We start from the raw sequence: 23,180 nt of genomic DNA on the forward strand, positions 1-23,180 counted from the left end.
GGGCTTTTCGGATTATCCTTTTTTCAATCAGACTGTTGATTGTTTTGTATAAATTATCCACATATGCACAGCTAAAAGTTGAAACTTTTCATCCCATTATCAGAACCCCATTAACAGGCAGTTTAAACTTCTTTCGCTGTAAATAACAGGCCCCTTTGGCTGTTGATAAAATATTTTTTCTGAATTTACTGCCTTTTTTCGATTTCCCCTTTAATGTAAGCAAAATCTTTGCTATAATGTGTAGTTGTAGAGGACTATTTCTAATTTATTGTAATGATTCCCACGCCTCTAAAAACTCCTTTATCATCCACGATTATGATGATAAAGTCAATGACCAAAAAATATTGCAATGAAATTATTTGCGAAAGCGATGGATATATATGAATAATGACAAAATCCAGCCGAGTAAATTGGATATTATTCTCGAAAAAAAACAGAATCTGGATGCCACCATCCGGGAATGTGAAATACGAATTGATGCAAAGCTTGCTTCACTTATTGATGATGGTTTCATTTCTGCGGAAGTAAAACCTGACATTCTTGAAGCAGCCATCCAGGATCCCTACCAACCCGGCGAACATTTTCTTTCCGGTGTGGATATCTTGGATGACGATGCTCTGGATCAGGCGGTTCTCAATTCCCGTCCTTTCGAAACCCCAATCAACAGGCTGGCATTTGATGGCGATCGTCTCACTGATCAATCATCGCATCCCAATGAGTTGGTCGGCTTTTCCACCCCCATCGGCGAAAGCGAAGATGATGAGGAACTGCCCACCCTTTCAAAAATACTGGGCCGGACCACGCCTTACGCCTATGAATCGGAGCGGACAGCAGCCCTCTCCCAGGTGTCAAACGAAGCAGCGATAGCCCAACCAGTGCCGCCAAACACCGTTGCTGCGATTCTCAATACCAGTGTTTCAGAAATTGCGGAAGCGCTGTCTCCTCCCGAAACGGTCCAGGAAGCACAGCGTCCTGATCCATCCCCTGAACTGCTAAAAGCACCGACGATCGAACCGGCAAAACCGATTCTGACTGCCAAAGCACCGATTCAGAAAAAACCGCTGCCACCGGGAAAAGAAAAACCGATAAAGACCAAAGCTAAAACGGCCAAACAAAAAAAGACCAAACCAACAAAAAAAGCAAACCAATCCCCCCTTAAAAAGCCCAGCTTAACCAATATGGTTCCGCCGGTTGTTTTTTTCTTTATGGGATTAATCGTTTTTGGCGCTTTTCTGATTTTTACCGCTTCAGAATTTAATTTTATCGATTACAGTGTCGTCTTTATTTTATTCACCTGCCTGATCTTTACCATTGCCATGCCCTATGGCGCCAGTATCTTTTTTATGATCCTGCTACTGTGCAGTTATGTGATGTTATCCATCATTTCGGTTTTCTACCTTGATGTGCCATTTAAATTATACCAGCTTGGCTGGCTGGTAGTGATCCCGATGATTTTATGGAGTTCTGCCTTATTAATCAGAAAGGTCCGGGAGCTTTTCCATTTCAAAAAAAATCTGGAACAGCAAATTGCTTCCTATGATGATCTGGAAGAAAGTCCGGGGCTGACGATTGAAAAAGCCTATTACAAGGATCTTAAATATGCTATGGATCGCGCTTCTCGGGGCGAAACCATTCTGACTCTGGAAATGATTACGGTTCGCCATCTGGAGGAACTTAAAACCATGAACGGCTCGCGGCTCTGGGACGAAATTCTATATAAAACCTTGAAGATTATTAAAACCCATTGCTATAGCACCCACCTGATTTATATTCTCGATGGCAGTGTTTTCAGTGTTCTGATGGAAAACACCTCGGTTAAAAATCAAATGCTGATTAATCAGGAGATCACCGATGCCTTTAATGCTCTGATATCCGAATATGAAGCCATTGAACCTGATGTGAAGCTCAACATCGCATCAATTCCCTACAGCCGGGATATTACCAATCCCTTCGATTATCGGGCCCTGGTCTTACGACATCTTAAAAATTAAAGCAGAAACCGCATGAATGGTTTCTGCTTTTTTATTTCTCTCAATTATATCAACATAAAAAGGATGTGCTGCAGCACATCCTTTTTATGTTTTATTCATTTCATTTTAATAAACAATATAAGCTTCCAAATTCTGTCGTCCAAACTGAATACAGGCATCGTAAGAATCCATATAAATATCAACGATTCCTTCAGTAACAGCACCGCCCCGATCTTCAACCGTATAGGTGGTGCCCATAGCCGGGATGTAAATCTTGGTACCAAATGGCAGACCGCTCCAGGCTGCTACGGTATGATTGGCCACTGGCATCACACCCGATGCGGTAGCATTTCCGGTTGCCGTATAGGCCGTACACTGAATGGTCATTTTTACCGCACCTTCGGGAATGGTATTGGTGGCGGTTGTCTGGGCCGGGGTTTCGACCACCGGCGCCGGGACAGCCGCCGGGGTTTCGGTAACCGGTGTCTGGACCGGTTCTGGAGTTTGCACAACGGCCGGAGTTTCAGCCACCGGAGCCGGTGTCACAACAACTGCCTTGGTTCCCACTTCGACAATTTCCGGAATCGGCGCGGTAACAATCTCGTCGTAAATAATTTCACGTTTGACTTCGACGCCGTTTTCATAAAGCACCCGTTCAACCTGACTGGATTCACCATTAACACCAACCTGAACAACCTTGGTTTTGCCAACTTCCATTTCCGGATCGTCTTTTTTCTGGATCGTATAGGTAATGACCTGTCGGCTTGGCAGTTCATCAACCGCAACCCGGATCACGTCAACTTCCTCGACATCTTCTAATGGTGTCGACTTACCGGGTTCCACCCGGTCAAGATCTTTTAGTTCAATCTTATACTCTTTGAGCAAATCGCCGACTGTTTTAGCTTCAGTCTGATAAATAATGGTTTTCCCGTCAAATGACAGCTCGCCGCTGGCTTTGCTCTTCACTTCGATCGTATCAACTGTAAACAGCACCGAATTCGTATCCACATCGACGGTATATTGATCGCCCAGTTTTATACCATTGTCTTCCAGCACCTCACCGACATTCTGGAAGATGCCACCGCTGAGCACTCTTTCCGTGTCATCAACAGTTACCTTGATCTCCTTGGCAAAAACAAAAGAACTGGCGGTTCCCACTACACAGGTAATGATCACGCTGGCCATCCCTATTTTAAGAATCGACTTTTTTCTTTTGTTAGGGCTGAACTTCTCTTTCTCTATCATAAAACCTCCATTTCCATTTCAATCCTGAGATCGAAACTCCGTTTCGTTACAATTTCTTTACAAATCGATTGTACTTCATTTCCAGATAATTGTCAAGATTAGAATTTACTAATTGACTTTTCTTAATTTTTGATTTAAAATATATCTAATTAAAGATAAAATAAACCGTTGATGCGGAGATAACGGTGGAAGATGCACTAACAGAGAGCGAGGTAGGCTGAGAGCCTTGCAGAACGCAATCCATCAAATGGACCGCTGAGGGCATGGTCAAAGGCTTAAACCGAGTATTCCATGACGTGACAACTACGTAAGTGTTGAGGAATATGTTAGTATTCTGCAGAGGCAGGTTTGATCCTGTGAAAAAAGGTGGCACCACGAGTCGTTATACTCGTCCTTTACATTTAGTTGAGGACGAGTTTTTTGTATTTGCAGGTAAATTCTACCTGTGATGAGTCAACAGCAGAAAGAAAGGAAATTGCCATGAAAAAAATACCTTACAAGATTTATTTAAATGAAGATGAGATGCCGAAATACTGGATGAATCTTCGGGCCAAAATGAAGGAGCTGCCTGAGCCTTTTGTAAATCCCGGCACCGGCGAATACTGTACCAAAGAAGAACTGCTGCCAGTATTCTGCGAGGAACTGGTCGATCAGGAACTGAATACCACTGATGAATACATTGAAATCCCTGAAGAAATCCGTAATTTTTACAAAATGTACCGACCATCGCCCCTGGTTCGAGCCTATTGTCTGGAAAAAGAGCTGGATACTCCGGCCGAAATCTACTATAAATACGAAGGAACCAACACCTCTGGCTCCCATAAGTTAAACTCTGCCGCTGCCCAGGCCTATTACGCCAAAAAACAGGGGTTAGCCTCATTAACTACCGAAACTGGTGCCGGACAATGGGGGACTGCCCTGTCGATGGCCTGTGCCTACTTTAATCTGGACTTATCCGTTTATATGGTTAAGATTTCTGCTGAACAGAAACCCCATCGCCGCGCGGTAATGGAAACCTATGGCGCCAAGGTGATTGCCTCCCCATCCAACACCACCAACGCTGGACGCAAAATTCTGGCTGAAACCCCGGACACCAACGGATCGTTGGGCTGCGCCATCAGCGAAGCCATTGAAGTGGCGGTTACCACCGACAGCTGTAAATATGTTCTGGGCAGCGTCTTAAACCATGTCGGTCTGCACCAGTCCATCATCGGTCTGGAAACCAAAATCGCCTGCGACAAATATGACATCAAACCGGATATCATCATCGGCTGTGCCGGCGGCGGCTCCAATTTACTGGGTCTGATTGCCCCGTTTATGGCTGACAAAATCGAAGGCAAGAATGACATCGACTTTGTCGCCATCGAGCCCGCCTCCTGCCCCTCTTTAACCCGGGGACGCTATGCCCTGGACTTTGGCGACACCGGCAAAACTACCCCACTGATTCGGATGTACACCCTGGGCAGCGGCTTTATGCCTTCGCCCAACCACGCCGGCGGATTACGCTACCATGGCATGAGCCCAATTATTTCCAAGCTTTACCACGACGGCTATATCCGCGCTAAATCTTATACCCAGAATGAAGTCTTTGAGGCTGCCACCCAGTTTGCCCGAATTGAAGGGATTCTGCCTGCCCCCGAATCTGCTCACGCAATTAAAGCCGCCATTGACGAAGCCATGGCCTGCAAAGCCTCCGGGGAAAAGAAAGTCATCGTCTTTGGTTTAACCGGCACCGGCTACTTTGATATGACCGCTTACATGAATTACAATGCTGGCAACATGACCGACTATGTTCCCACTGACGAAGATCTTCAAATCGGCTTTGACAGTCTGCCCCAGATCGAACAAAAATAATTATTTACAATTAATTACTTGCAAAACAAAGGCCGCCAGGCAATGGATGATTTCCATTACCGGGCGGCATGTTTTTTTACCGACTATCGCAATCGTCCCTGTTTTCTAAGCGCCGCCTTAACGGTGGGATAGAGATCAAAATCGGTATGGGGCAGAAACCGGGCGGCATACATCCGCGAGATAAAATCCGTAGCAGCTCCAAATTCCAGATATTCGATCCGTTCCTGCAGCATCGCTACTGCTTCCATTTTCTCGCCATTGGTTAACAGCGCATAGGCTCCATTCAATGAACTGTTTCCCAAGGAAACAAAACGTTCTCGGGGTAAATCGGGATAAAGACCGATAGTGATTGCCGACTCCAGGTTGATGTAAGTCCCAAAAGCCCCGGAAACATACAGCCGCTCGACATCCATCGGCGCTACCCCGAGCCGTTCTAACAGATAGGCAACCATGGTACTGGCCGCGGCTTTGGTGTCAATGAACTGGCTCATATCGCTTTGGGTAAAAAGCAGTTCTTCACCATTGCCGGATTCATCCCGACCGGCGTATAAAACGCCAAACTCCCCATCACGTTTAACAATCCGCGGGGATTTCTCGGGATTAAAGCGGCCGGAAAAATCAATCCAACCGCTTAACAGCATCTGAGCAATCAAATCGACAATCCCGGATCCGCAAATACCCAGTGGTCGCTGTTCGCCGATGGTTGTCAGCTTGAGCTCATTTTTGGCAATGATGACCGAGTCTACCGCACCTGCAGTGGCCTTCATCCCATTTTTACTGATGCCGCCTTCCAGTGCCGGTCCGGCAGCGCCGGCTCCAGCCACCAGAAAGCTCTTATTTCCTAACACCATTTCTCCGTTGGTGCCAATATCAATAAATAAGCCTAATTCAGCTTTTTCATGAAGGCCGGCCACCAGCAATCCGCTAACGGTATCGCCACCTAAATAGTTGGCCACCGAGGGCATGCAATAAAGATAGCCACTGGTATTGAGACCGAGATCCTGGACATCCAGATACCCGGTATGGTTAAACACTGGCGCAAAGGGATACTCAAAAATTGGCCAGGGATCAATGCCCAATAAAAAGTGGATCATTGTGGTATTACCCGAAACTACCATAATAGAGGATTCCTGAGCATTGATCCCGGACGCTTCTGCCAGCTGCTGTAGCAGCGCATTAAAGGTGCTGACGGTTGCTTCCTGCACCGCGATGAGATGCTCGGGTTTATTTTTGGCATAAAAGATCCGGCTGAGAATATCATCGCCATACTGAATCTGATGGTTTAGGATACTTTCTTCGCCCAATACCCTGCCGGTACTTAAATCCACCATCTTCATGGCCACCGAGGTACTGCCTAAATCTACCGCTACGCCAAAATGACGATGCCGCTGATCCCCGGATTCCAGTTCCACCAGCTCCTAGTTAGCGCCATTTTTTACCAGGGTCAGAGTAATCTCCCAATTAGCCTCCCGACACAGCGGGTATACTTTTTTCAGTAGACGACGGGAAAAACGCACCGCCCCGTATTCCCGGGTCAATGCGTTAAGAATGCGTTCCTGATCACCAATAATATCACCGTTTCCAGGTGGTGATATTTTTAGAAATAGCTTCCTGGTTAATGCATTAATTTTTTGTTCTCCCATACCCACCTCATTATTTTTGTCTTATTTAATGACTGCCCCTGACGGTTCCATATTTCCAACCGTTGATACCGCCAAGATTGTAAATGTTCTGATATCCCATCTTGACCATCTGGCTGGCCGCATTTTGCGATCTGCCACCGCTCAAACAGTAAACAAAGATGGTGGCATTTTTATCCGGAAGGATTTTATCCACCGTCTGAATCTGGCTTAATGGGAGATTGATGCTGTTCGGAATATGCTGATTGGTATACTCGGTTGTTTCTCTGACGTCGAGCAGCACAATCGCTTCATTGGCATCCAATCGTTTTTTGGCCTCATCCGGGGATATTCTCTTAACTGAATTTTTTGATTCTGATTTTCTTGATAATAAGTTTAACATAATAAAACCTTCCTTTATATAATTTATTGGTGTAAATTTTTATGCTTCTTTGATATTTCCAGTTTACCGCCTTTCCCGATTTATTTCTGTGATGATGTCACATAGATTCTAAAATTTCTAAATAATTTTTCAGCTATTAATCAGAGCCTCTTCACGCAATAAACACTTAGTAATATTATCCTGTTTATAATATAATGAGAAAAAGAGGTGAAGTGGATGTATAAGCTATTAATAACTGATGATGAAGAAAAAATCAGAGCACTGATTAAAAAATATGCAATTTTCGAAGGACATACGGCTATTGAAGCTGCAAACGGGATGGAAGCCGTGGAGCTGTGCCGCAAAGAAGCCTTTGACATTATTATTATGGATGTGATGATGCCGGAACTGGACGGTTTTTCCGCTGTTAAAGAAATTAGAAAAACCCAGAACATTCCGGTGCTGATGCTTTCGGCCCGGGGTGAAGAATATGACAAAATTCATGGCTTTGAGCTGGGCATTGATGATTACGTGGTGAAACCCTTCTCGCCTAAAGAATTGATGATGCGCATTGATGCCATTATGAAACGGGCCACCCGGGACCAACCCCAGGAGCACGACATCTTTGTGAAGGACGGCCTGACCGCCGACTTTACCGCCAGAAGAGTCCTCATTGATAACGAAAACATTGATATGTCACCAAAAGAATTTGATCTGATTTTTTATATGATCCGGAACAAAAATATCGCCCTGACCCGGGAAAAACTGATTACTGAGGTTTGGGGCTATGATTTCTACGGGGATGACCGGACTCTCGATACCCATATTAAATTACTTCGCAAAAGTCTCGGGGAATATGCCGCACTGATCACCACCCTCCGGGGCGTGGGCTACCGGTTTGAAGGTTAGACCATTGAAAAAAAACACAATCTCATTCCAGAAGAAAAACAAGCCCCGCCAAATCAGCATCAAATGGAAGATTTTTCTTTTTCTGCTGGGCTTTTGCGGCGTATTGCTGATACTGCTGTGGTTTTTTCAGGTGATTTTTTTAAACAGTTTTTACAAGGGCATTAAAATCAATGAAATCAAAGCGACTGCCAACACCATTGAAAAGAGCATTAATGACGAGAATATTGCCACCATCATTTCCACCGTTTCTGAAAATAACGATATTTGCATCAAGGTTTTATCAAGTTCCGGTGATACCATCTATTCTTCCCATGTTGTCAAGGGCTGCATCATCCATAGCAAGCCCGACTTTGATGAAAAAACCCTGCCCTCAGAGGTGACCAATAATGACGGCGAATTGTTTCAATATTACAATCATGATGGTTACAGCAGAGAAACCGAACCAGAGCCCGCACCCGATTCTGATGCGACTCAAACTGATAACACGCAAACTCAGGATAAACCGCCGTCAGAGGAAAAAGAGAAAGAAAAGGATACCCTTATTTACGCTAAAACGATCATCGATGCAAACGATGAGGAACTAACCCTGGTGCTTAACTCAATCATTTCCCCGGTGAATGCCACGGTCAATACCTTGCGGGTACAACTTTATTATATTACCGCTTTTATGATTCTGTTTTCGGTTATCCTGGCCCTGATCATTGCCAAATGGATCTCCCGACCAATCGAAGCCATCAACAACAGCACCAAAATGCTGGCCACCGGCGACTATTCCACCCGGTTTAAGGGTACTGGCTATAAAGAAATTGCCGAGCTCTCAGATACGCTTAACTATACTGCCAAAGAGCTATCAAAGGTTGAGCTGCTGCGTCAGGAGTTAATTGCCAATATCTCCCACGATTTGCGCACCCCCTTAACCCTGATCAGCGGATATGCCGAAGCAATGCGGGATTTACCGGATGAAAACAATTCCGAAAATGCCCAGATTATCGTCGATGAAACCAAACGATTAACCACCCTGGTTAATGATGTCATGGATATTTCGAAGCTGCAAACCGGCAATATCAGCATCCATCGCCAACCCTATAACTTAACCGCCAGCCTGAGCGACTCGATTAACCGGATGAATAAACTGATGGAAATGGATGGCTACCAGATTGATTTTGTCAGCAACCGGGAAGTTACCCTGGCAGCCGATGAAACCCGGATTTCTCAGGCCTTTTACAACCTGTTGACTAATGCCATCAACTATACCGGTGAGGATAAAAAAATCATCGTCACCCAAACCATCTTCCCAAACCCGGCGGACGATCTGGCTGACTGGATTAAGATCGAAGTGACAGATTCCGGCGAAGGGATCGCCGCAGAAGACCTTCCCTACATCTGGGATCGCTATTACAAGGTTGATAAAACCCACAAGCGGGCGGTCACCGGCACCGGCCTGGGTCTATCCATTGTCAAATCCATCCTCGATATGCACCACGGTGATTACGGCGTCACCTCAAAACTCAATAAAGGTTCGGTTTTCTGGTTTACGCTAAAAATTTAAATACGCTTCCAAATAAAAGATGCACCTTGGGTGCGTCTTTTTTATTTTCAGAACGTTCACCAAAAAAACACAAAGTTAACAAGCTCTTAACAAACTGGTCGCGTATACTTTAGAAAAGCAGCGATATAAAACAAGCACACAAAACTTTATGGAGGTACTACAATGATCACAAAAACTTTTAAACGCTTTGAAAATAAATATCAGTTAAATGAAAGCCAACTCAATCAGCTGATGCCCGTGCTGTTAACTCAGATGAAACCAGATGCCTACACATCCCAAAATAACGGCTATTCGATTTACAATATCTATTATGATACCGATAACTACGACATCATCCGTCATTCCCTTGCCAAACCCTATTACAAAGAAAAGCTCCGTTTACGAAGCTATGCGATCCCCACCTCCCCAGATGATCAGGTTTTCCTGGAGCTGAAAAAGAAAATCGGCGGAGTTGTCAATAAGCGTCGAGCTACCCTCAGTCTTGGTGAAGCGTCCCGCTTTATTTCAAAACTGGAATACCCCAAAGAAATCAACACAATGAACCAGCTGGTGCTGGAAGAAATCGAAGTTTTCTTAAAAAACCATCCCGTGACCCCTAAAACCTACATCGGCTATGAACGGATTGCCTTTGTCGGAAAAGACGACCCTGAACTGCGGGTTACCTTTGACTACAACCTGAAAAGCCGGCAGCATAGTCTGTCTCTGGACAAAGGTGATTTTGGACATTTTCTGATCCCTGCGGATCAATATTTAATGGAGGTTAAAATTCTGGGGGCGATTCCACTATGGCTGACCCACGCCCTGTCTGAACTGGAAATATACAGCAGCAGTTTTTCAAAATACGGAAAAGCCTATCAGGATTACCGCCAGCAAAGTATTGGCAAACTGATCAACCTGCCTATCTACACCAATGGCAATACCAATAATAAATTGACACCCTGTGTTAATAACTGAAGGAGCATATTATGATTGAATCACTCTTTTCAACCACCCTCACCGAAACCCTCACCATCAAGACAACCTTGAGTGTCATTTTCGCGGCCCTGATCATGGGTTTATTTATCAGCTTTGTCTACACCCGAACCCGCGGTAAAGACGGTTATTCCCCAGGCTTTGTAGTCACCCTGATCATGCTGCCGGCGATTATTGCCATCATCATTCTATTAGTTGGCAACAACGTCGCCCGGGCCTTCAGTCTAGCCGGCGCTTTCAGCCTGATCCGTTTCCGAAGTGCTCCTGGGGATCCCATTGATATCTCCTACGTTTTCTTTACCCTGGCGGTGGGTCTTGCATGTGGAATGGGTTATATCTTATATGGCGCCATCTTTGCCGTTATTCTCTGTACGGTAATGGTGATCATCAACGTCACTAAATACGGCCAACCCAAGATCAAAAACATGCAGTTGAAAATCACCATTCCTGAAGATATTGACTTTCAACACAGTTTCGATGATATTTTAAAACAATATACGGTCAGCCACAAGATTCAGCGGGTTAAAACCAGCGACTTTGGTGCCCTCTTTGAAATCATCTATTGTATCTGCCTGAAAAATGATGCCGATCAAAAAGAATTTATCGACAAATTACGGTGTCGAAACGGCAACCTAAGCATTGTCCTCAATACTGAAATTATCGATGAAAAAGTTTATATTTAATTTTTTTCGTAAAAATATTGCATTTCCACCCACCATCAGAATACAACTGTCCGTCAAAATAGTACAATCGTGTCCGATCGGCTGATTTCTTTTATATCTGTCGTCAAAATAAAAACAAAACGCATTGGCGTCACTGTATATGTTTTCATTCGCTGATATTGAGACTCTATTGACAATCTTTGTATTTGATTTATAATGATAAAGTAAGTTTTTAGTTGAGTATAAAGGTAAATTGATAATTTCCAAAGATGCAAATTATCATAGAAATTCATCATAAAAATTTGCAGTTTACAAAACAGAATTTTCAAGGGGGAAAATTAATGAATCTTCAACGACCTAATGGCAACGATGCCACAGGAACCTTTAACCGTTCAAAAAGTATTGTCCCGTCTTCCGGTATCTGTTCACGCTGTGTGGACGGATGTCGTGGAAATTGCGAAGTTTTCAAGGCTACTTTCAGAGGCCGGGAACTGATCTATCCTGGTCCCTTCGGTGATGTTACTGCCGGCGGCGACAAAGACTATCCTGTCGATTACTCTCATTTAAATATCCAGGGTTATGCCCTGGGTGCAAAAGGCTTGCCAAATGGCGAAGTGGGCACGCCTGACAATGCCCGTTTTCCCAATGTCAGCACCGAATGTGCCTATGGCTGGGATTCAAAAGTAGCCATGGATGTTCCGATTTTTACCGGAGCTTTGGGCTCCACTGAAATCGCCCGTAAAAACTGGGATCATTTCGCCGTGGGTGCGGCTATTTCCGGTGTTACCATTGTCTGTGGTGAAAATGTCTGTGGCATTGATCCCCGTCTGGTTTTAGACAAAAACAATATGGTCATCGAAGCCCCTGATATGGACCGCCGCATCGAAGCCTATAAAAAATATCACACTGGCAAAGGTGAAATCCTGATTCAGATGAATGTTGAAGATACCCGTCTGGGCGTTGCCGAATACATCATCAACAAGCACAATATTGAAACCATTGAATTGAAATGGGGCCAGGGCGCTAAATGTATCGGCGGTGAAATCAAGGTTAACACCATCGAACGGGCTATGGAGCTGCAACGACGTGGTTACATTGTCACCCCTGATCCGATGGATCCAGTTATTCAGGCGGCCTTTAATGACGGCGCCATCAAAGAATTTGAACGACATAGCCGTCTTGGCTTTATCAGCGAAGAAAGCTTTATGGCCGAAGTTGAACGATTAAGAGCCTTAGGTTACAAACGAATCACCTTAAAAACCGGTGCTTATGGTTTAAGAGAACTGGCGATGGCAATGAAATGGTGTTCAAAAGCAAAAATCGACCTGTTGACCATTGACGGTGCACCCGGCGGAACGGGGATGAGTCCCTGGCGAATGATGGAAGAATGGGGTATGCCTTCAATTTATCTGCATTCAGCCGCCGTTGAATTTGCTCAAATTCTGGAAGCTCAGGGCGAACGCGTTACTGACCTGGCTTTTGCCGGCGGATTCAGCAGCGAAGACGGTGTCTTCAAAGCTTTAGCGCTTGGCGCACCTTATGTTAAAGCAGTTTGTATGGGTCGGGCCCTGATGATTCCGGGGATGGTTGGTAAAAACATCCATCAATGGATGAAAGAAAACAACCTGCCAAAAACGGTCAGCGAGTTTGGTTCCACGCCAGAAGAAATTTTTGTCTGCTACGAAACGGTCAAAGAAATCGTCGGCGCTAAGGAAATCAAAAATATTCCTTTGGGAGCCATTGGAATCTACAGCTACTCCGACAAAATCCGGGTTGGCTTACAGCAGTTAATGGCCGGTGCCCGATGCTTCAATACCGAAAGCATCACCCGCAACGAACTGATGTCTTTAACTGAAGAATGTGCCAAAGTCACCAGAATTCCTTACCTGATGGAATGCGGCCGGGAAGAAGCCCTTTCTATTTTAAAAGGCTAAACATCCTTAACTAAATATTTTTTTAACAGCCGTCTGGATTTATCTTAAAGATCAATTCAGGCGGCTGTTTTAATTTGCTATTTTCCTCATCCTTAGGTAAAATGAAAGTAATTAATCAAAAAGTAATTCATCAATCAAAAGGAGAACAATCATGGGAATAAAAGATCTATTTAAAGATGTTACCGATCTGGCCAAGGAAAGTATTGATTCAATTCAAGCCGATTTAGCCCTTAAAAAAGAAGAACAGGAACGGTTAAAAGCAGAAATGGATCAGCGGATCAAAACCTATACCGATACCCTGGTGACACAGCTTCTTAACCCTGTGGCAGCACCAGACAGCCCCCTGATCAATGCCGGGGATGATGAAGTCGTCGGGTTCACCCGAAATTTCTGTGAGAAACTCTTGTTTCCTGCCAACAGCCCAGCGGCTACCAAAATTGACATGCATCCCGATGAAGAAAAAGTTTTGAAAAATGTTCTAAAAACTTTTCCGACCTATAATATCCTGGAAAAGTTCTTGTTTCAATTCAAAGATTCCAAAGGTCAGCTCCTGCTGCTAACTACCAGTAACCTTTATTTTAAAATACGCTTCCCTGAAAACCAGTCATTTTTTGTGGCGGGCTCCATTCCCCGCGAAAAACTCTTTTCCATCGCCATCAATAAGGGCGAGGAACACTGTACCCTCATTGTAAATTCCATCACCTTGATCACCACCCCGGCCGAAGAAGTCAAAACCATTGACATCATTACCTTAACTGAATATCTCTGGCGCCTGACTAACAATGATTTTGTAATTGATGATGCTCAGATTGATGCCTTCATTGCTTCCAAACTGGATCCCACCACGTTGGAAATTGTCAAAAGCTTTCTGGAGCCTGACGAGATGCTGGTCTATTTTGCCTGGGGACTGGGCAGCCTGGTTTCCAAAAAGTTCATCACCTGTACTAACCGTAAAATTGTTCTCTACGACCGAAATTTGAGCACAAAAAAAAGTTTTCACTACGACCAGATTGTGTCAATGTCCACCCAACCCAGTACCTTATCTTTCCTTGACTTATCCCTGACCCTAGGGATGAATCCCAATGATATGGAGATAAAAACGGCTGATGCCATCGAAACCATCAGCATCCTCTATGCCCTGGAAGCCGAACGGGTTATCGCAATTTATAACGCCCATAAACCGGCCGGATCCGCCCCGACAGCCCCTGAACAATCGGCCTCTGAGTCGCCTCAAACAGTCACCTCGACCACCGATCCGCCCCCAGAAGACCCCATCGCCATGATCGAAAAATTGGCTGGTTTAAAAGAAAAGGGCATCATCAGCGAGGAAGAATTCAATCAGAAGAAACAGGAATTGCTGGCTAAATTATAGAAATCTCACCAATCCGATTTTTGTCAAAAATTAAAACAGAGACCTTCCCCTGATGGGATGGCCTCTGTTTTTTTATTCACGCAAGACTGCAAATCGCTTAAATCAGTGCTCAAGTTTATCGCAGACCAGCCTGGCAATCCGCTTCTCCATACAATCGCTTCAATGCGCTAGTATTTATCAAGGTCTTCATCGTCCAGGACAATCTGTGGCTGTGATCGATGCTTTTTTTTCTGTGCATACTTATCTGCAGTGGCTTCTGTATTGCGATTGGCTTTTCCCTTCAGCTTAAATGCTCCCACCATCTGTTTAAGCATTTCGGCCTGACCGGATAATTCTTCACTAGATGCCGCACTCTCTTCAGCCGTGGCTGAATTGGTCTGAACCACCTGCGAAACCTGTTCGATCCCCTGGGTGATCTGGGCAATTTCGGAGGCCTGATCGGTAGAAGCCCGAGCAATGTTTCCCACTAAGCTGGTGACCTTTTCAATTTCATTTAAGATCTCTTTGAGGCTTTCGGCTGTTTCATCGGCAATTTTTATTCCGACGCCAACCTTTTCAATGGAGCCTTCAATAAGACCCGTGGTTTCTTTGGCGGCTTCGGCGCTTCGGGCTGCCAGCGTCCGGACTTCTTCGGCCACTACTGCAAAACCTTTGCCATGTTGCCCTGCCCGGGCTGCTTCAACGGCCGCATTCAGTGCCAGAATATTGGTCTGGAAGGCAATATCATCGATCACCTTAATAATTTTGGAAATATTTTGGGATGATTCGTCAATATCCCCCATGGCGGAAATCATTTTTGCCATTTGCCCATTGCCAACTTCAGCATTCTTCCGGACGCGCACGGCCAGTTCATTGGCGTCATTGGCCCGGAGGGCATTCTGTTTGGTTTCACCAGCCACTTCTTCAATGGAGGCGGTTAATTCCTCAATGGAACTGGCCTGCTCGGTGGTTCCCTGGGCCAGTGCCTGACCACCATCAGAAATCTGTCGGGCCCCGATTTCCACATGAGCAGCCGCCACATCAATCTCCGACATGGTTGTACTCAAGCTGGAACTGATGCCATTGAGGGCATTTTTGATAGCCAGAAAGTCTCCAGTGTAAGCGGAAGTAATTTCCTGATTCAGATTTCCCCCGCTCATTTCTTCCAGGGTACTGGTAATTTCATTGACATATCGCTTCAAATTGGCAATGGTCTGGTTCATAGCTTCTTTGATGATGGCATGATCGCCCTGATAATCACCGCTCATGGCGGTATTGAGATTACCCTCAGCCAACTCTTTGAGGGTTTCTGAAGCTTCGTTAATCGGACGAATCACTGCGTCCAAAGTCTGGTTAAAACCTTCAATGACCTTGGCGTACTCACCAGAAAACTTATCGTGATCGCCTCTGAAACTCAGATCCCCTGCCACTGCTGTTCGAGCCATAATCTGAGTCTCTTCGACCAGTATCATGATATTTTCCATCATCCCAATCAGACTGGGTACCAAGGTGTCATTTTCACTTCGTTTGCCAATGGCTTTCAAATCGTTTAAATCACTGAGTTCCCCCGCTTCAATATGATTGGCGATATTGACAATTCGGACAAGCTGGTTGTGAACGGAATTAATCGCCTCGCCTATTTCGCCATAGATACCCAGATATTGTTTCTCAATACTCTGACTGAAATCATTCTTACTCATCAAAGCAAGAATTCGATTTCCTTCTTTCAAAGCCCCCAAACCATCAATACAGGCATTGATACTTTGTTTTAATTTATCGAAATCACCCTCATAGCTCCTGGTGATTTTCGGTGGTATCTCACCCTGGCCAATCTTGTCTACGTATTCGGCGGCGATATGAAGCGGACCCACGACTGCGTCTAAAGTGGCATTAACCCCTTCAACAATTTCTTTGAATCCGCCCTCAAAAGCCCGGGCATTTCCTCTTATTTCCAACCGTCCTGAAACGGCTGCCTGCGACAATTGAGTGGCTTCCAAAATTAAATCACGAATGGTCTGAATCGTCCGTTTAAGCGCCGGGCTGATCTCATCTAATTCATCCGCTGTATCAATATTTGCCGATACATCCCCGGCCGAAATCTGATTCATGGTGCCGATCACCTTATTCTGAAGATCATCCGCAAACTGATCCATGGCCAATGCCATCTCTCCAATTTCATCCTGTGAATCGAGCTTTACTCGAATGCCTAAATGCCCTTTTCCCATTTCTTTAATCATATGGTTGATGCTGGCAATGGGTTTAATGATGGAGGTGGAAATCTTGAAAAGGATGATACCCAGCAACAGAAAAATAATCAGACCGGCAAGGGCAATCAGCAGGATATTTTTTGTGATCGCCGACTGTACCGTGCTCATGGAATACCCAATATTTAAGGCTCCCTGGAGTTCGCCATTGACCACCACCGGATACAATACATCATAGACCTTTACATTTTCAGCCTCATAAAAATATTCTTCTGCACTCATTTCTCCCTCAAGGGCCACCTTTTTTATCGCTTCATCATCCTGATAGCTTTTGCCAACGTCATCGATATCACTATCAGCTACCGCAATTAAATTTTTATCAATAAAGCTGGCATAAACAATGCTTTCATCGGATACCAGTTCATCAATCAAAGCCTGATAACCGAATTTTTCAGTTAGTTCCAGCACCCGATCGGCCGAAACCCCGGCCTGAACAAATTCGCCGGTGTTGCTTCTGATATAACCGTATTTGAAATTTTCATCTGTTTCGGTGCTTTTTCTGATTTCTTCCATCAACTCCGGGGCGCCACCGATCATAAAATTATGAATGGGATCCCCCGGCTCGGCCTTCCATCCCAGGTATTCGCCATTGGCGGCATTGATGATCTCCCCTGATGGATTGTACCAATAGATATGATCGATCCCTGTTTGCGCGGCCAGCTGGGTTAAATACCCATCGTTGATGCTGGCCCGATTGTCGATGACGATGTTCCCAATACTACGAATCTGGGATTCCAGCATTTCATTCATAGTTTTTACCGCTTCCGTATTATCTTCAATCCGATCGACAAAACGTTGTGAAGATGAAAACCCGTTTTCTTTCATTTCTGCCAGTAAACTGTTTCGGGTTAAATACGAAGAAATGACACCAATCATTACTACCCCAGCTAATACACAGATGAGTGGGACAATCAATAGTTTTACCTGAATCGACTTGGATTTCGGGATTTGCTTGTTTTGGTCCATACCAAGGTTCCTTTCGTTTACATCATGATGTTGTTATTTTTAGCATCGCAATTGCTTTAAAAAATTTAACATTTTATCATCATTCTTAATGAAGCATGTTAGACCCACAGCTTTTTCTCCGTATCTACCAGATGAAAGCCGCATGATACTGATACTTTTTTTCTGCGGTCACTTTCTGGTACTCGCATTGATCATTCTTTTTTCTCTTGTCGAAAGCCCTGATAAATTGCCACACACATCAGAATGATGATCAGTAAAAATGGCAAGGCCATAATAATGGAGGTGTTTCGCATCGCTACCAGTCCGCCGCTGAAAAGCAGCACAATGGCCATCAAGGATAAAACGGTTCCCCAGATTATTTTTATTTTCGTATCCGGATTCAAATCCCCATTCCTGGAAAACATGCCAATGACAAAGGTGGCCGAATCGGCTGAGGTGACAAAAAAAGTAATAATCAAGACTGTTGCAACAAACGAGATGATTTTTCCCAAAGGTAACATCGCCAAAGTGGCAAATAATCCCACCGTCACATCATTCGTAACCTGGTCAACAATACCAGCACCTTCGAAGATTTCAAAATATAAGGCGGTTCCCCCCAAAACGGTAAACCAGATGCAGCAGAAGATGGCTGGCAGAATAATCACGCCCAAAACAAATTCCCTGACGGTTCGACCCTTTGAGATTCTGGCGATAAATGTTCCCACAAATGGCCCCCATGAAAGCCACCATGCCCAATAGAAAATAGTCCAGGTGCCGATCCAGGGATCGTTTTCAAAGGGTGATAAGGCCAGGCTCAGGGGCAGAATATTTTGAATATAACCGCTGACGCTGACTAATAAGGTATTGATAATAAAAACGGTTGGCCCAAAGAAAAAAACAAACAACAAAAGCAACACGGCAATAATGATATTGGTGTTGCTGAGTATTTTTATTCCTTTGTCCAGTCCAGTTGTCGCCGAAATTAAAAACAACACGGTGATGACAGTGATAATAATAACTTGGGTACTAAAAGTGTTGGGAATATTAAACAGGGTATTCAGCCCACCATTAACCTGCAAAGCCCCCATCCCCAGCGAGGTGGAGACGCCAATCACCGTTAAAATAAGCGATAGAATATCCACGGTTTTACCAATTGGTCCCTTGGTCTTCTCGCCCAGCAGCGGATATAAGGTTGAACTGATCAGACATGGCAATTTTTTCCGAAAGGTTACATAGGCCAGTGCCAATCCAACGATGGCATAGATCGCCCAGGGATGAAGTCCCCAATGTAAAAAAGTATACCTAAAAGCCATCATGGCCGACTGGGTTGATGAGGGTTCAATCCCCATTGGCGGTTGGGCATAATGAAAAACAGGTTCAGCGACACCCCAGAATACCAGCCCGATCCCCATACCAGCACTAAAAAGCATGGCAAACCAGGAAAAATTAGAATATTCCGGACGGTCATCGTCATTACCTAAACGAATTTTGCCATATTTACTGAAAGCCAGATACAGTGTAAATATCAGAATTCCCAAAACCGTCGCCAGGTATAGCCAACCCAGGTCATTGGTGATAAAACCAAACATCTGACTGGTGATCTCGAGCAATTGCTCGGGAAATAAGAATCCAAATCCAAGAAACAGCAGAATAAGACTAATAGAAATGTAGAACACCATCATATTCACTTCCTTTTTATAAATGAGCGCCAAAACTTTCGTTTAAGTTTTGGCGTTCATTTTGTGATCCTACTTTTATTGTAACATAATTGAATAGACTTTGATTAATTCAGGATTTTTTTACACAATTCAACTGCTTCATCAGCTGTCTCAGCCCAACCGTCTGCACCAATATCTTCGCCCCACTTTGCACTGGTGGGTCCACCACCGATGATAACCTTGTATTTATCTCTAAGACTTTGCGCATCTAAATACTCAACCAATACTTTTTGAGATTTCATGGTGGTGGTTAACAGCGAACTGGCGGCGATGATCTTGGCCCCTACTTCATCAGCCTTGGCGACGAAATCTTCAGCTTTCTGATCAATGCCGATATCGTATACTTTAAAACCGGCTGAGGTTAACAGCGCGCCGACAATGTTTTTTCCAATATCATGGATATCGCCTTCAACGGTGCCCAGGACAATCTTGCCCTTATCTTCATAAGCGCCTTCACCTTCACCGGCTGCTAACACCTCTTCGAGGACATCCATCCCTGCCTTCATGGCATCAGCGGCCATCATAACATCTGGTAAAAAGGCTTCCCCACTGGTCCATGCTGCTCCAACTTCTTCAATTCCTTTAATAAAACCAAGCTGTACCGCCTGGACCGGATCGATTTTTTCGGCAACAACTTTCTCGGCCAGTTCAATCGCTAAATCCTCATCACCATCGACAATTGCATCTTTAATTTCTTCAAATATTGGGTTCATTATTTTTCTCCTTTTTTTCTAATATAATTTTAATTTCGCTATTTTAATAATTCTTTTGATCGTTTTTCAATAAATGCTTCGACTTTTTCTTTAACTTCCGGATCCAGTTCCGGCGGGGTGTAGTTGGCCAATACTTCCTGCCATTTCAGTTTTGCCCGCTGATTGGTGTCGAGTGATTCTTTCGACCATCCGTCAAAGGATTGACGGTCACTGAGAGCTGGTCTGAAGAATTCCGTTTTAAAGTTTTTACGGGTATGTTTCTGGGTCAGGAAGTGGCCGCCGGGGCCCACTTTTTCAATGACATCATAGGCCATTTTTTCATCGCTGTCGCTATCAAATCCCTTGAGATAACGTAACACCATGCCGGCGATTTCATCATCGACCATGAATTTTTCATAGGACATGGCCATATAATACTGCAGAATTCCGGCTGTATGAAGGACAAAATTGACACCGGTGGTGCTGGTTGCGAAGAGCACCATCATCGATTCATAGCCGGCCTGGGCGTCAACAGTTTTGGCATCGGTTAAGCCGCCGCCGCCGCGGCAGGGCACGCCATAAAATCGGGCAAATTGCGCACTGGCTGAAGTAAAGAGGGCATTTTCCGGATTTCCGATCGATAGTGATCCGGTTGACATATCGGTCACTGCTGAGGTTGATCCATAAACCACTGGTGTTCCCGGGTTGATGCATTGAGTCAGGGTAATCCCTGCCAATACTTCAGCATTCTGTAGGGATAAAGCGCCTGCCATAGTGGCGGGACCGGTTGAACCAGCCATTACCAGAGATGCAATTACCATCGGCTGACCGGTTTCAGCATAAGCCATTAACCCGCCCAGCATCCGATCGTCATATTTCAGCGGAGTTACTGAGTTGACTAAGCAGATCAAGGCTGGCTTTTCTTTGATCACATCCAAACCACCATGAAGCACTGCTGTCAGTTCAATCGAATCCCTGGCATGTTCGTAACCTGAAGAGCTGCCCATAAAACATTTATCGGAGTTAATAATATGGCTGTAGGCCATTTTTAAATGTCTGATTTCATCTTCAACATCGGTGGGTTCAACCACGGTACCGCCAGTCATATGCATGTTTTTGCTGGCTCCGGCCAGTTTTACAAAATTGTCATAGTCTGCCATCGTGGCATCCCGTTTGCCACCATCGGCATCATAAACAAAGGGGGCCCCGTAGCCGGGCATATAAATAATGTGCTCGCCGCCGCAAACCAGATTATGTTCAGGATTACGGGCATGGAGAGTAAATTGTGCCGGTGCTTTTTCGACCATGTTTTCAACAAAGTCCGGATCTAGAAAGACCCGGTGGCCTTCAACCCTTTGACCATGTTTTTTAAACACTTCAATGGCGGGGTCATAGGAGAACTCAACTCCTATTTCCTGGAGAATTTTTAAGCTATTTTTGTGAATCTTATCAATCTGTTCATCCGTCAAAATATCAAATTTTGGTAACATCTTCAAATACCTCTTTTTCTATAATTTTGTTCTTGTTTTTATTCCTGGATATCCGCAACCGGTTCCTGGCCGCTGCCGATATCATTAAGACCGGTTTTATTCATTAGTAACTGGGTTTCGGCATAGTCTGCTTTCAGAGCTTTGAAAATACTGAAACACATGACGATCATAACCAGCATGTAGGGGAAGGCCGCCACAATTGAAGCGGTCTGCAAGGCTTTTAAGGCCGATGTACCACCCACTAATATCAGCATGATGGTGATTAAGCCCTGGGCAATTCCCCAGCCGCCGCGCAATTTTTTGTCTGGATCCATGTCGCCGCCAGATGTCAGCATCGCCAATACATAGGTTGCGGAGTTCGCTGCGCCAACAAAGCAGACCACAATCAGGAAAATCGCCAGAATTGAGGTAATGCCATAAAGCGGAAGCTGCTGTAACAGTGCATACAAGGCGGTGGTATAATCGGCACCAACGGCTGCTTCAATGGCGCCGCCGGAAATGGTATTTAAATTAAAGGCCGCTCCGCCATAAATGGCAATCCAGATCAACGAAAAACCAGAAGGTAGTAAGGCTACTGCTAAAATAAATTCGCGGATACTTCGACCTTTAGAAACACGGGCGACAAACTGTCCGACAAATGGAGCCCAGGCAATCCACCATGCCCAATAGAAGATGGTCCAGCCGTTAAGCCATTCCACATTACCCATCCAGAAGGTTTGTCCAACAATATTCTGGAAGTAAGTTCCGAGGGTATTGGTAAAATTATTTAAGATAAATACTGAGCCGCCAAAAACAAAGATAAATACCATAAAGGCAATGGACAGCCAGATTTTGATATCGGCAGCCATCTGCATCGCTTTATGCAGACCTGACACCGTTGCCAGGGTAAAGATTACGGTAATAACGGCAATAATAATCGAAACGGTCATCGGGGTGGATTCGATTCCCCACATGTATTCCAGACCAGTGGCAATCTGAGTTGATCCCAGGCCGAGGCTGGTGGCGACCCCGAAAATGGTGGCAAAGACAGCCAGAATATCGATGGTTTTACCGATCGGTCCATGAATCTTTTCGCCAATCAGTGGATAAAAGGCTGAACTGATCAAAAATGGCAGGTCTTTACGGAATTGGAAATAAGCAAGTCCTAAACCGCCAATCGCAAAGATTACCCAGGGATGGAGTCCCCAGTGAAAAAAGGATACCCGCATCGCCAATTCCATGGCTGACTGGGTTGCGCCTTCACCAATCGGTGGACTGAGGTAATGCATAATCGGTTCAGATACCGACCAGAAAACCAGACCAATTCCCATTCCGCCGCCAAACAACATTGAAAACCATTGAAAGTTTGAGAATTCCGGTTTATCATCATCTTTCCCCAGTTTTATTTTTCCAAAGGGACTGACAACCAGACCGATTGCAAAAACAATAAAGAGACCCACTGCCAGCAAATAGAGCCAGCCAAAGTTGGTGGTAATCAGAGCGAACAATTGATTGAAAACTTCATTCGTTCCTTCGGTAAACATCACGCTCAACAGAACAAATACCAGTGCGATTGCCGCCGAGACATATAAGACTGTTTTGTCTTTTGTTTTAGTTGCTGTTTTTTTCTCTTCCATCACTACTT

The 23,180-nt window shown here is 44.7% G+C and carries 17 protein-coding genes; 8 read left to right on the forward strand and 9 right to left on the reverse strand.

Going from position 1 to position 23,180, the window contains the following annotated elements; all coding sequences use genetic code 11:
• Nucleotides 1–380: 380 nt before the first annotated feature.
• Nucleotides 381–1,991 (forward strand): hypothetical protein, encoded by a 1,611-nt coding sequence (locus tag ACEW8F_RS01320; protein WP_373481669.1) that lies wholly within the window; start codon nt 381–383, stop codon nt 1,989–1,991.
• A 105-nt stretch (nt 1,992–2,096) separates the two neighbouring features.
• Here the strand turns inward: ACEW8F_RS01320 and ACEW8F_RS01325 are convergent, their stop codons facing one another.
• A complete protein-coding gene (locus ACEW8F_RS01325) occupies nt 2,097–3,215 on the reverse strand; it encodes a G5 domain-containing protein (protein WP_373481670.1) in 1,119 nt (372 codons plus the stop codon).
• 480 nt (nt 3,216–3,695) lie between these two features.
• On the opposite strand from ACEW8F_RS01325, the gene ACEW8F_RS01330 reads away from it, so the two are divergent.
• A complete protein-coding gene (locus tag ACEW8F_RS01330; protein WP_373481671.1) occupies nt 3,696–5,069 on the forward strand; it encodes a TrpB-like pyridoxal phosphate-dependent enzyme in 1,374 nt (457 codons plus the stop codon).
• Nucleotides 5,070–5,152: 83 nt separating this feature from the next.
• Here the strand turns inward: ACEW8F_RS01330 and ACEW8F_RS01335 are convergent, their stop codons facing one another.
• From ACEW8F_RS01335 to ACEW8F_RS01345, 3 genes are read right to left on the reverse strand one after another with little or no spacing between them, the layout of a single operon-like run.
• Nucleotides 5,153–6,481, reverse strand: a complete 1,329-nt coding sequence (locus tag ACEW8F_RS01335; RefSeq protein ID WP_373481672.1) for an ASKHA domain-containing protein — start codon at nt 6,479–6,481, stop codon at nt 5,153–5,155.
• 6 nt (nt 6,482–6,487) lie between these two features.
• Entirely contained in the window at nt 6,488–6,712 is a 225-nt protein-coding gene (locus ACEW8F_RS01340; RefSeq protein ID WP_373481673.1) for a hypothetical protein, read from the reverse strand.
• 25 nt (nt 6,713–6,737) lie between these two features.
• Entirely contained in the window at nt 6,738–7,091 is a 354-nt protein-coding gene (locus ACEW8F_RS01345; RefSeq protein ID WP_373481674.1) for a rhodanese-like domain-containing protein, read from the reverse strand.
• A 216-nt stretch (nt 7,092–7,307) separates the two neighbouring features.
• Here ACEW8F_RS01345 and ACEW8F_RS01350 point away from each other — a divergent pair, with 216 nt between their 5' ends.
• From ACEW8F_RS01350 to ACEW8F_RS01375, 6 genes are all read left to right on the forward strand, one after another.
• Nucleotides 7,308–7,979: a response regulator transcription factor gene (locus ACEW8F_RS01350; RefSeq protein ID WP_373481675.1), complete on the forward strand. Its 672-nt coding sequence runs from the start codon at nt 7,308–7,310 to the stop codon at nt 7,977–7,979.
• A 4-nt stretch (nt 7,980–7,983) separates the two neighbouring features.
• Nucleotides 7,984–9,528: a sensor histidine kinase gene (locus tag ACEW8F_RS01355; RefSeq protein WP_373481676.1), complete on the forward strand. Its 1,545-nt coding sequence runs from the start codon at nt 7,984–7,986 to the stop codon at nt 9,526–9,528.
• A gap of 162 nt (nt 9,529–9,690) precedes the next feature.
• The gene (locus ACEW8F_RS01360) at nt 9,691–10,482 is read left to right on the forward strand and encodes a polyphosphate polymerase domain-containing protein (RefSeq protein ID WP_373481677.1); all 792 of its coding nucleotides are present in this window, start codon (nt 9,691–9,693) and stop codon (nt 10,480–10,482) included.
• Between the two features lie 11 nt (nt 10,483–10,493).
• Entirely contained in the window at nt 10,494–11,183 is a 690-nt protein-coding gene (locus ACEW8F_RS01365; protein WP_373481678.1) for a DUF4956 domain-containing protein, read from the forward strand.
• Nucleotides 11,184–11,503: 320 nt separating this feature from the next.
• Nucleotides 11,504–13,096, forward strand: a complete 1,593-nt coding sequence (locus ACEW8F_RS01370; RefSeq protein WP_373481679.1) for an FMN-binding glutamate synthase family protein — start codon at nt 11,504–11,506, stop codon at nt 13,094–13,096.
• A 151-nt stretch (nt 13,097–13,247) separates the two neighbouring features.
• Nucleotides 13,248–14,468, forward strand: a complete 1,221-nt coding sequence (locus tag ACEW8F_RS01375; protein ID WP_373481680.1) for an SHOCT domain-containing protein — start codon at nt 13,248–13,250, stop codon at nt 14,466–14,468.
• Nucleotides 14,469–14,635: 167 nt separating this feature from the next.
• Here the strand turns inward: ACEW8F_RS01375 and ACEW8F_RS01380 are convergent, their stop codons facing one another.
• From ACEW8F_RS01380 to ACEW8F_RS01400, 5 genes are all read right to left on the reverse strand, one after another.
• Entirely contained in the window at nt 14,636–17,677 is a 3,042-nt protein-coding gene (locus ACEW8F_RS01380) for a methyl-accepting chemotaxis protein (RefSeq protein WP_373481681.1), read from the reverse strand.
• 191 nt (nt 17,678–17,868) lie between these two features.
• Entirely contained in the window at nt 17,869–19,338 is a 1,470-nt protein-coding gene (locus ACEW8F_RS01385; RefSeq protein WP_373481682.1) for a BCCT family transporter, read from the reverse strand.
• 101 nt (nt 19,339–19,439) lie between these two features.
• Nucleotides 19,440–20,087 carry a B12-binding domain-containing protein gene (locus ACEW8F_RS01390; protein ID WP_373481683.1) on the reverse strand — a complete coding sequence of 216 codons (648 nt, stop codon included), beginning with the start codon at nt 20,085–20,087 and terminating at the stop codon, nt 19,440–19,442.
• 38 nt (nt 20,088–20,125) lie between these two features.
• On the reverse strand, nt 20,126–21,556 hold the full coding sequence (gene mtgB / locus ACEW8F_RS01395; protein WP_373481684.1) for a glycine betaine--corrinoid protein methyltransferase: 1,431 nt from the start codon (nt 21,554–21,556) through the stop codon (nt 20,126–20,128).
• 38 nt (nt 21,557–21,594) lie between these two features.
• On the reverse strand, nt 21,595–23,172 hold the full coding sequence (locus tag ACEW8F_RS01400; protein ID WP_373481695.1) for a BCCT family transporter: 1,578 nt from the start codon (nt 23,170–23,172) through the stop codon (nt 21,595–21,597).
• Nucleotides 23,173–23,180: the final 8 nt, after the last annotated feature.

Origin of the sequence: Acetobacterium sp., from assembly GCF_041752335.1 — a bacterium.
GTDB lineage: Bacteria > Bacillota > Clostridia > Eubacteriales > Eubacteriaceae > Acetobacterium.

Excerpts from the sequence above, each read along its gene's own strand:
- ACEW8F_RS01320 (WP_373481669.1), top strand. The coding sequence starts at position 381 with ATGAATAATGACAAAATCCAGCCGAGTAAATTGGATATTATTCTCGAA.
- ACEW8F_RS01325 (WP_373481670.1), bottom strand. The coding sequence starts at position 3,215 with ATGATAGAGAAAGAGAAGTTCAGCCCTAACAAAAGAAAAAAGTCGATT.
- ACEW8F_RS01330 (WP_373481671.1), top strand. The coding sequence starts at position 3,696 with ATGAAAAAAATACCTTACAAGATTTATTTAAATGAAGATGAGATGCCG.
- ACEW8F_RS01340 (WP_373481673.1), bottom strand. The coding sequence starts at position 6,712 with ATGGGAGAACAAAAAATTAATGCATTAACCAGGAAGCTATTTCTAAAA.
- ACEW8F_RS01345 (WP_373481674.1), bottom strand. The coding sequence starts at position 7,091 with ATGTTAAACTTATTATCAAGAAAATCAGAATCAAAAAATTCAGTTAAG.
- ACEW8F_RS01350 (WP_373481675.1), top strand. The coding sequence starts at position 7,308 with ATGTATAAGCTATTAATAACTGATGATGAAGAAAAAATCAGAGCACTG.
- ACEW8F_RS01360 (WP_373481677.1), top strand. The coding sequence starts at position 9,691 with ATGATCACAAAAACTTTTAAACGCTTTGAAAATAAATATCAGTTAAAT.
- ACEW8F_RS01365 (WP_373481678.1), top strand. The coding sequence starts at position 10,494 with ATGATTGAATCACTCTTTTCAACCACCCTCACCGAAACCCTCACCATC.
- ACEW8F_RS01370 (WP_373481679.1), top strand. The coding sequence starts at position 11,504 with ATGAATCTTCAACGACCTAATGGCAACGATGCCACAGGAACCTTTAAC.
- ACEW8F_RS01375 (WP_373481680.1), top strand. The coding sequence starts at position 13,248 with ATGGGAATAAAAGATCTATTTAAAGATGTTACCGATCTGGCCAAGGAA.
- ACEW8F_RS01380 (WP_373481681.1), bottom strand. The coding sequence starts at position 17,677 with ATGGACCAAAACAAGCAAATCCCGAAATCCAAGTCGATTCAGGTAAAA.
- ACEW8F_RS01385 (WP_373481682.1), bottom strand. The coding sequence starts at position 19,338 with ATGATGGTGTTCTACATTTCTATTAGTCTTATTCTGCTGTTTCTTGGA.
- ACEW8F_RS01390 (WP_373481683.1), bottom strand. The coding sequence starts at position 20,087 with ATGAACCCAATATTTGAAGAAATTAAAGATGCAATTGTCGATGGTGAT.
- mtgB (WP_373481684.1), bottom strand. The coding sequence starts at position 21,556 with ATGTTACCAAAATTTGATATTTTGACGGATGAACAGATTGATAAGATT.
- ACEW8F_RS01400 (WP_373481695.1), bottom strand. The coding sequence starts at position 23,172 with ATGGAAGAGAAAAAAACAGCAACTAAAACAAAAGACAAAACAGTCTTA.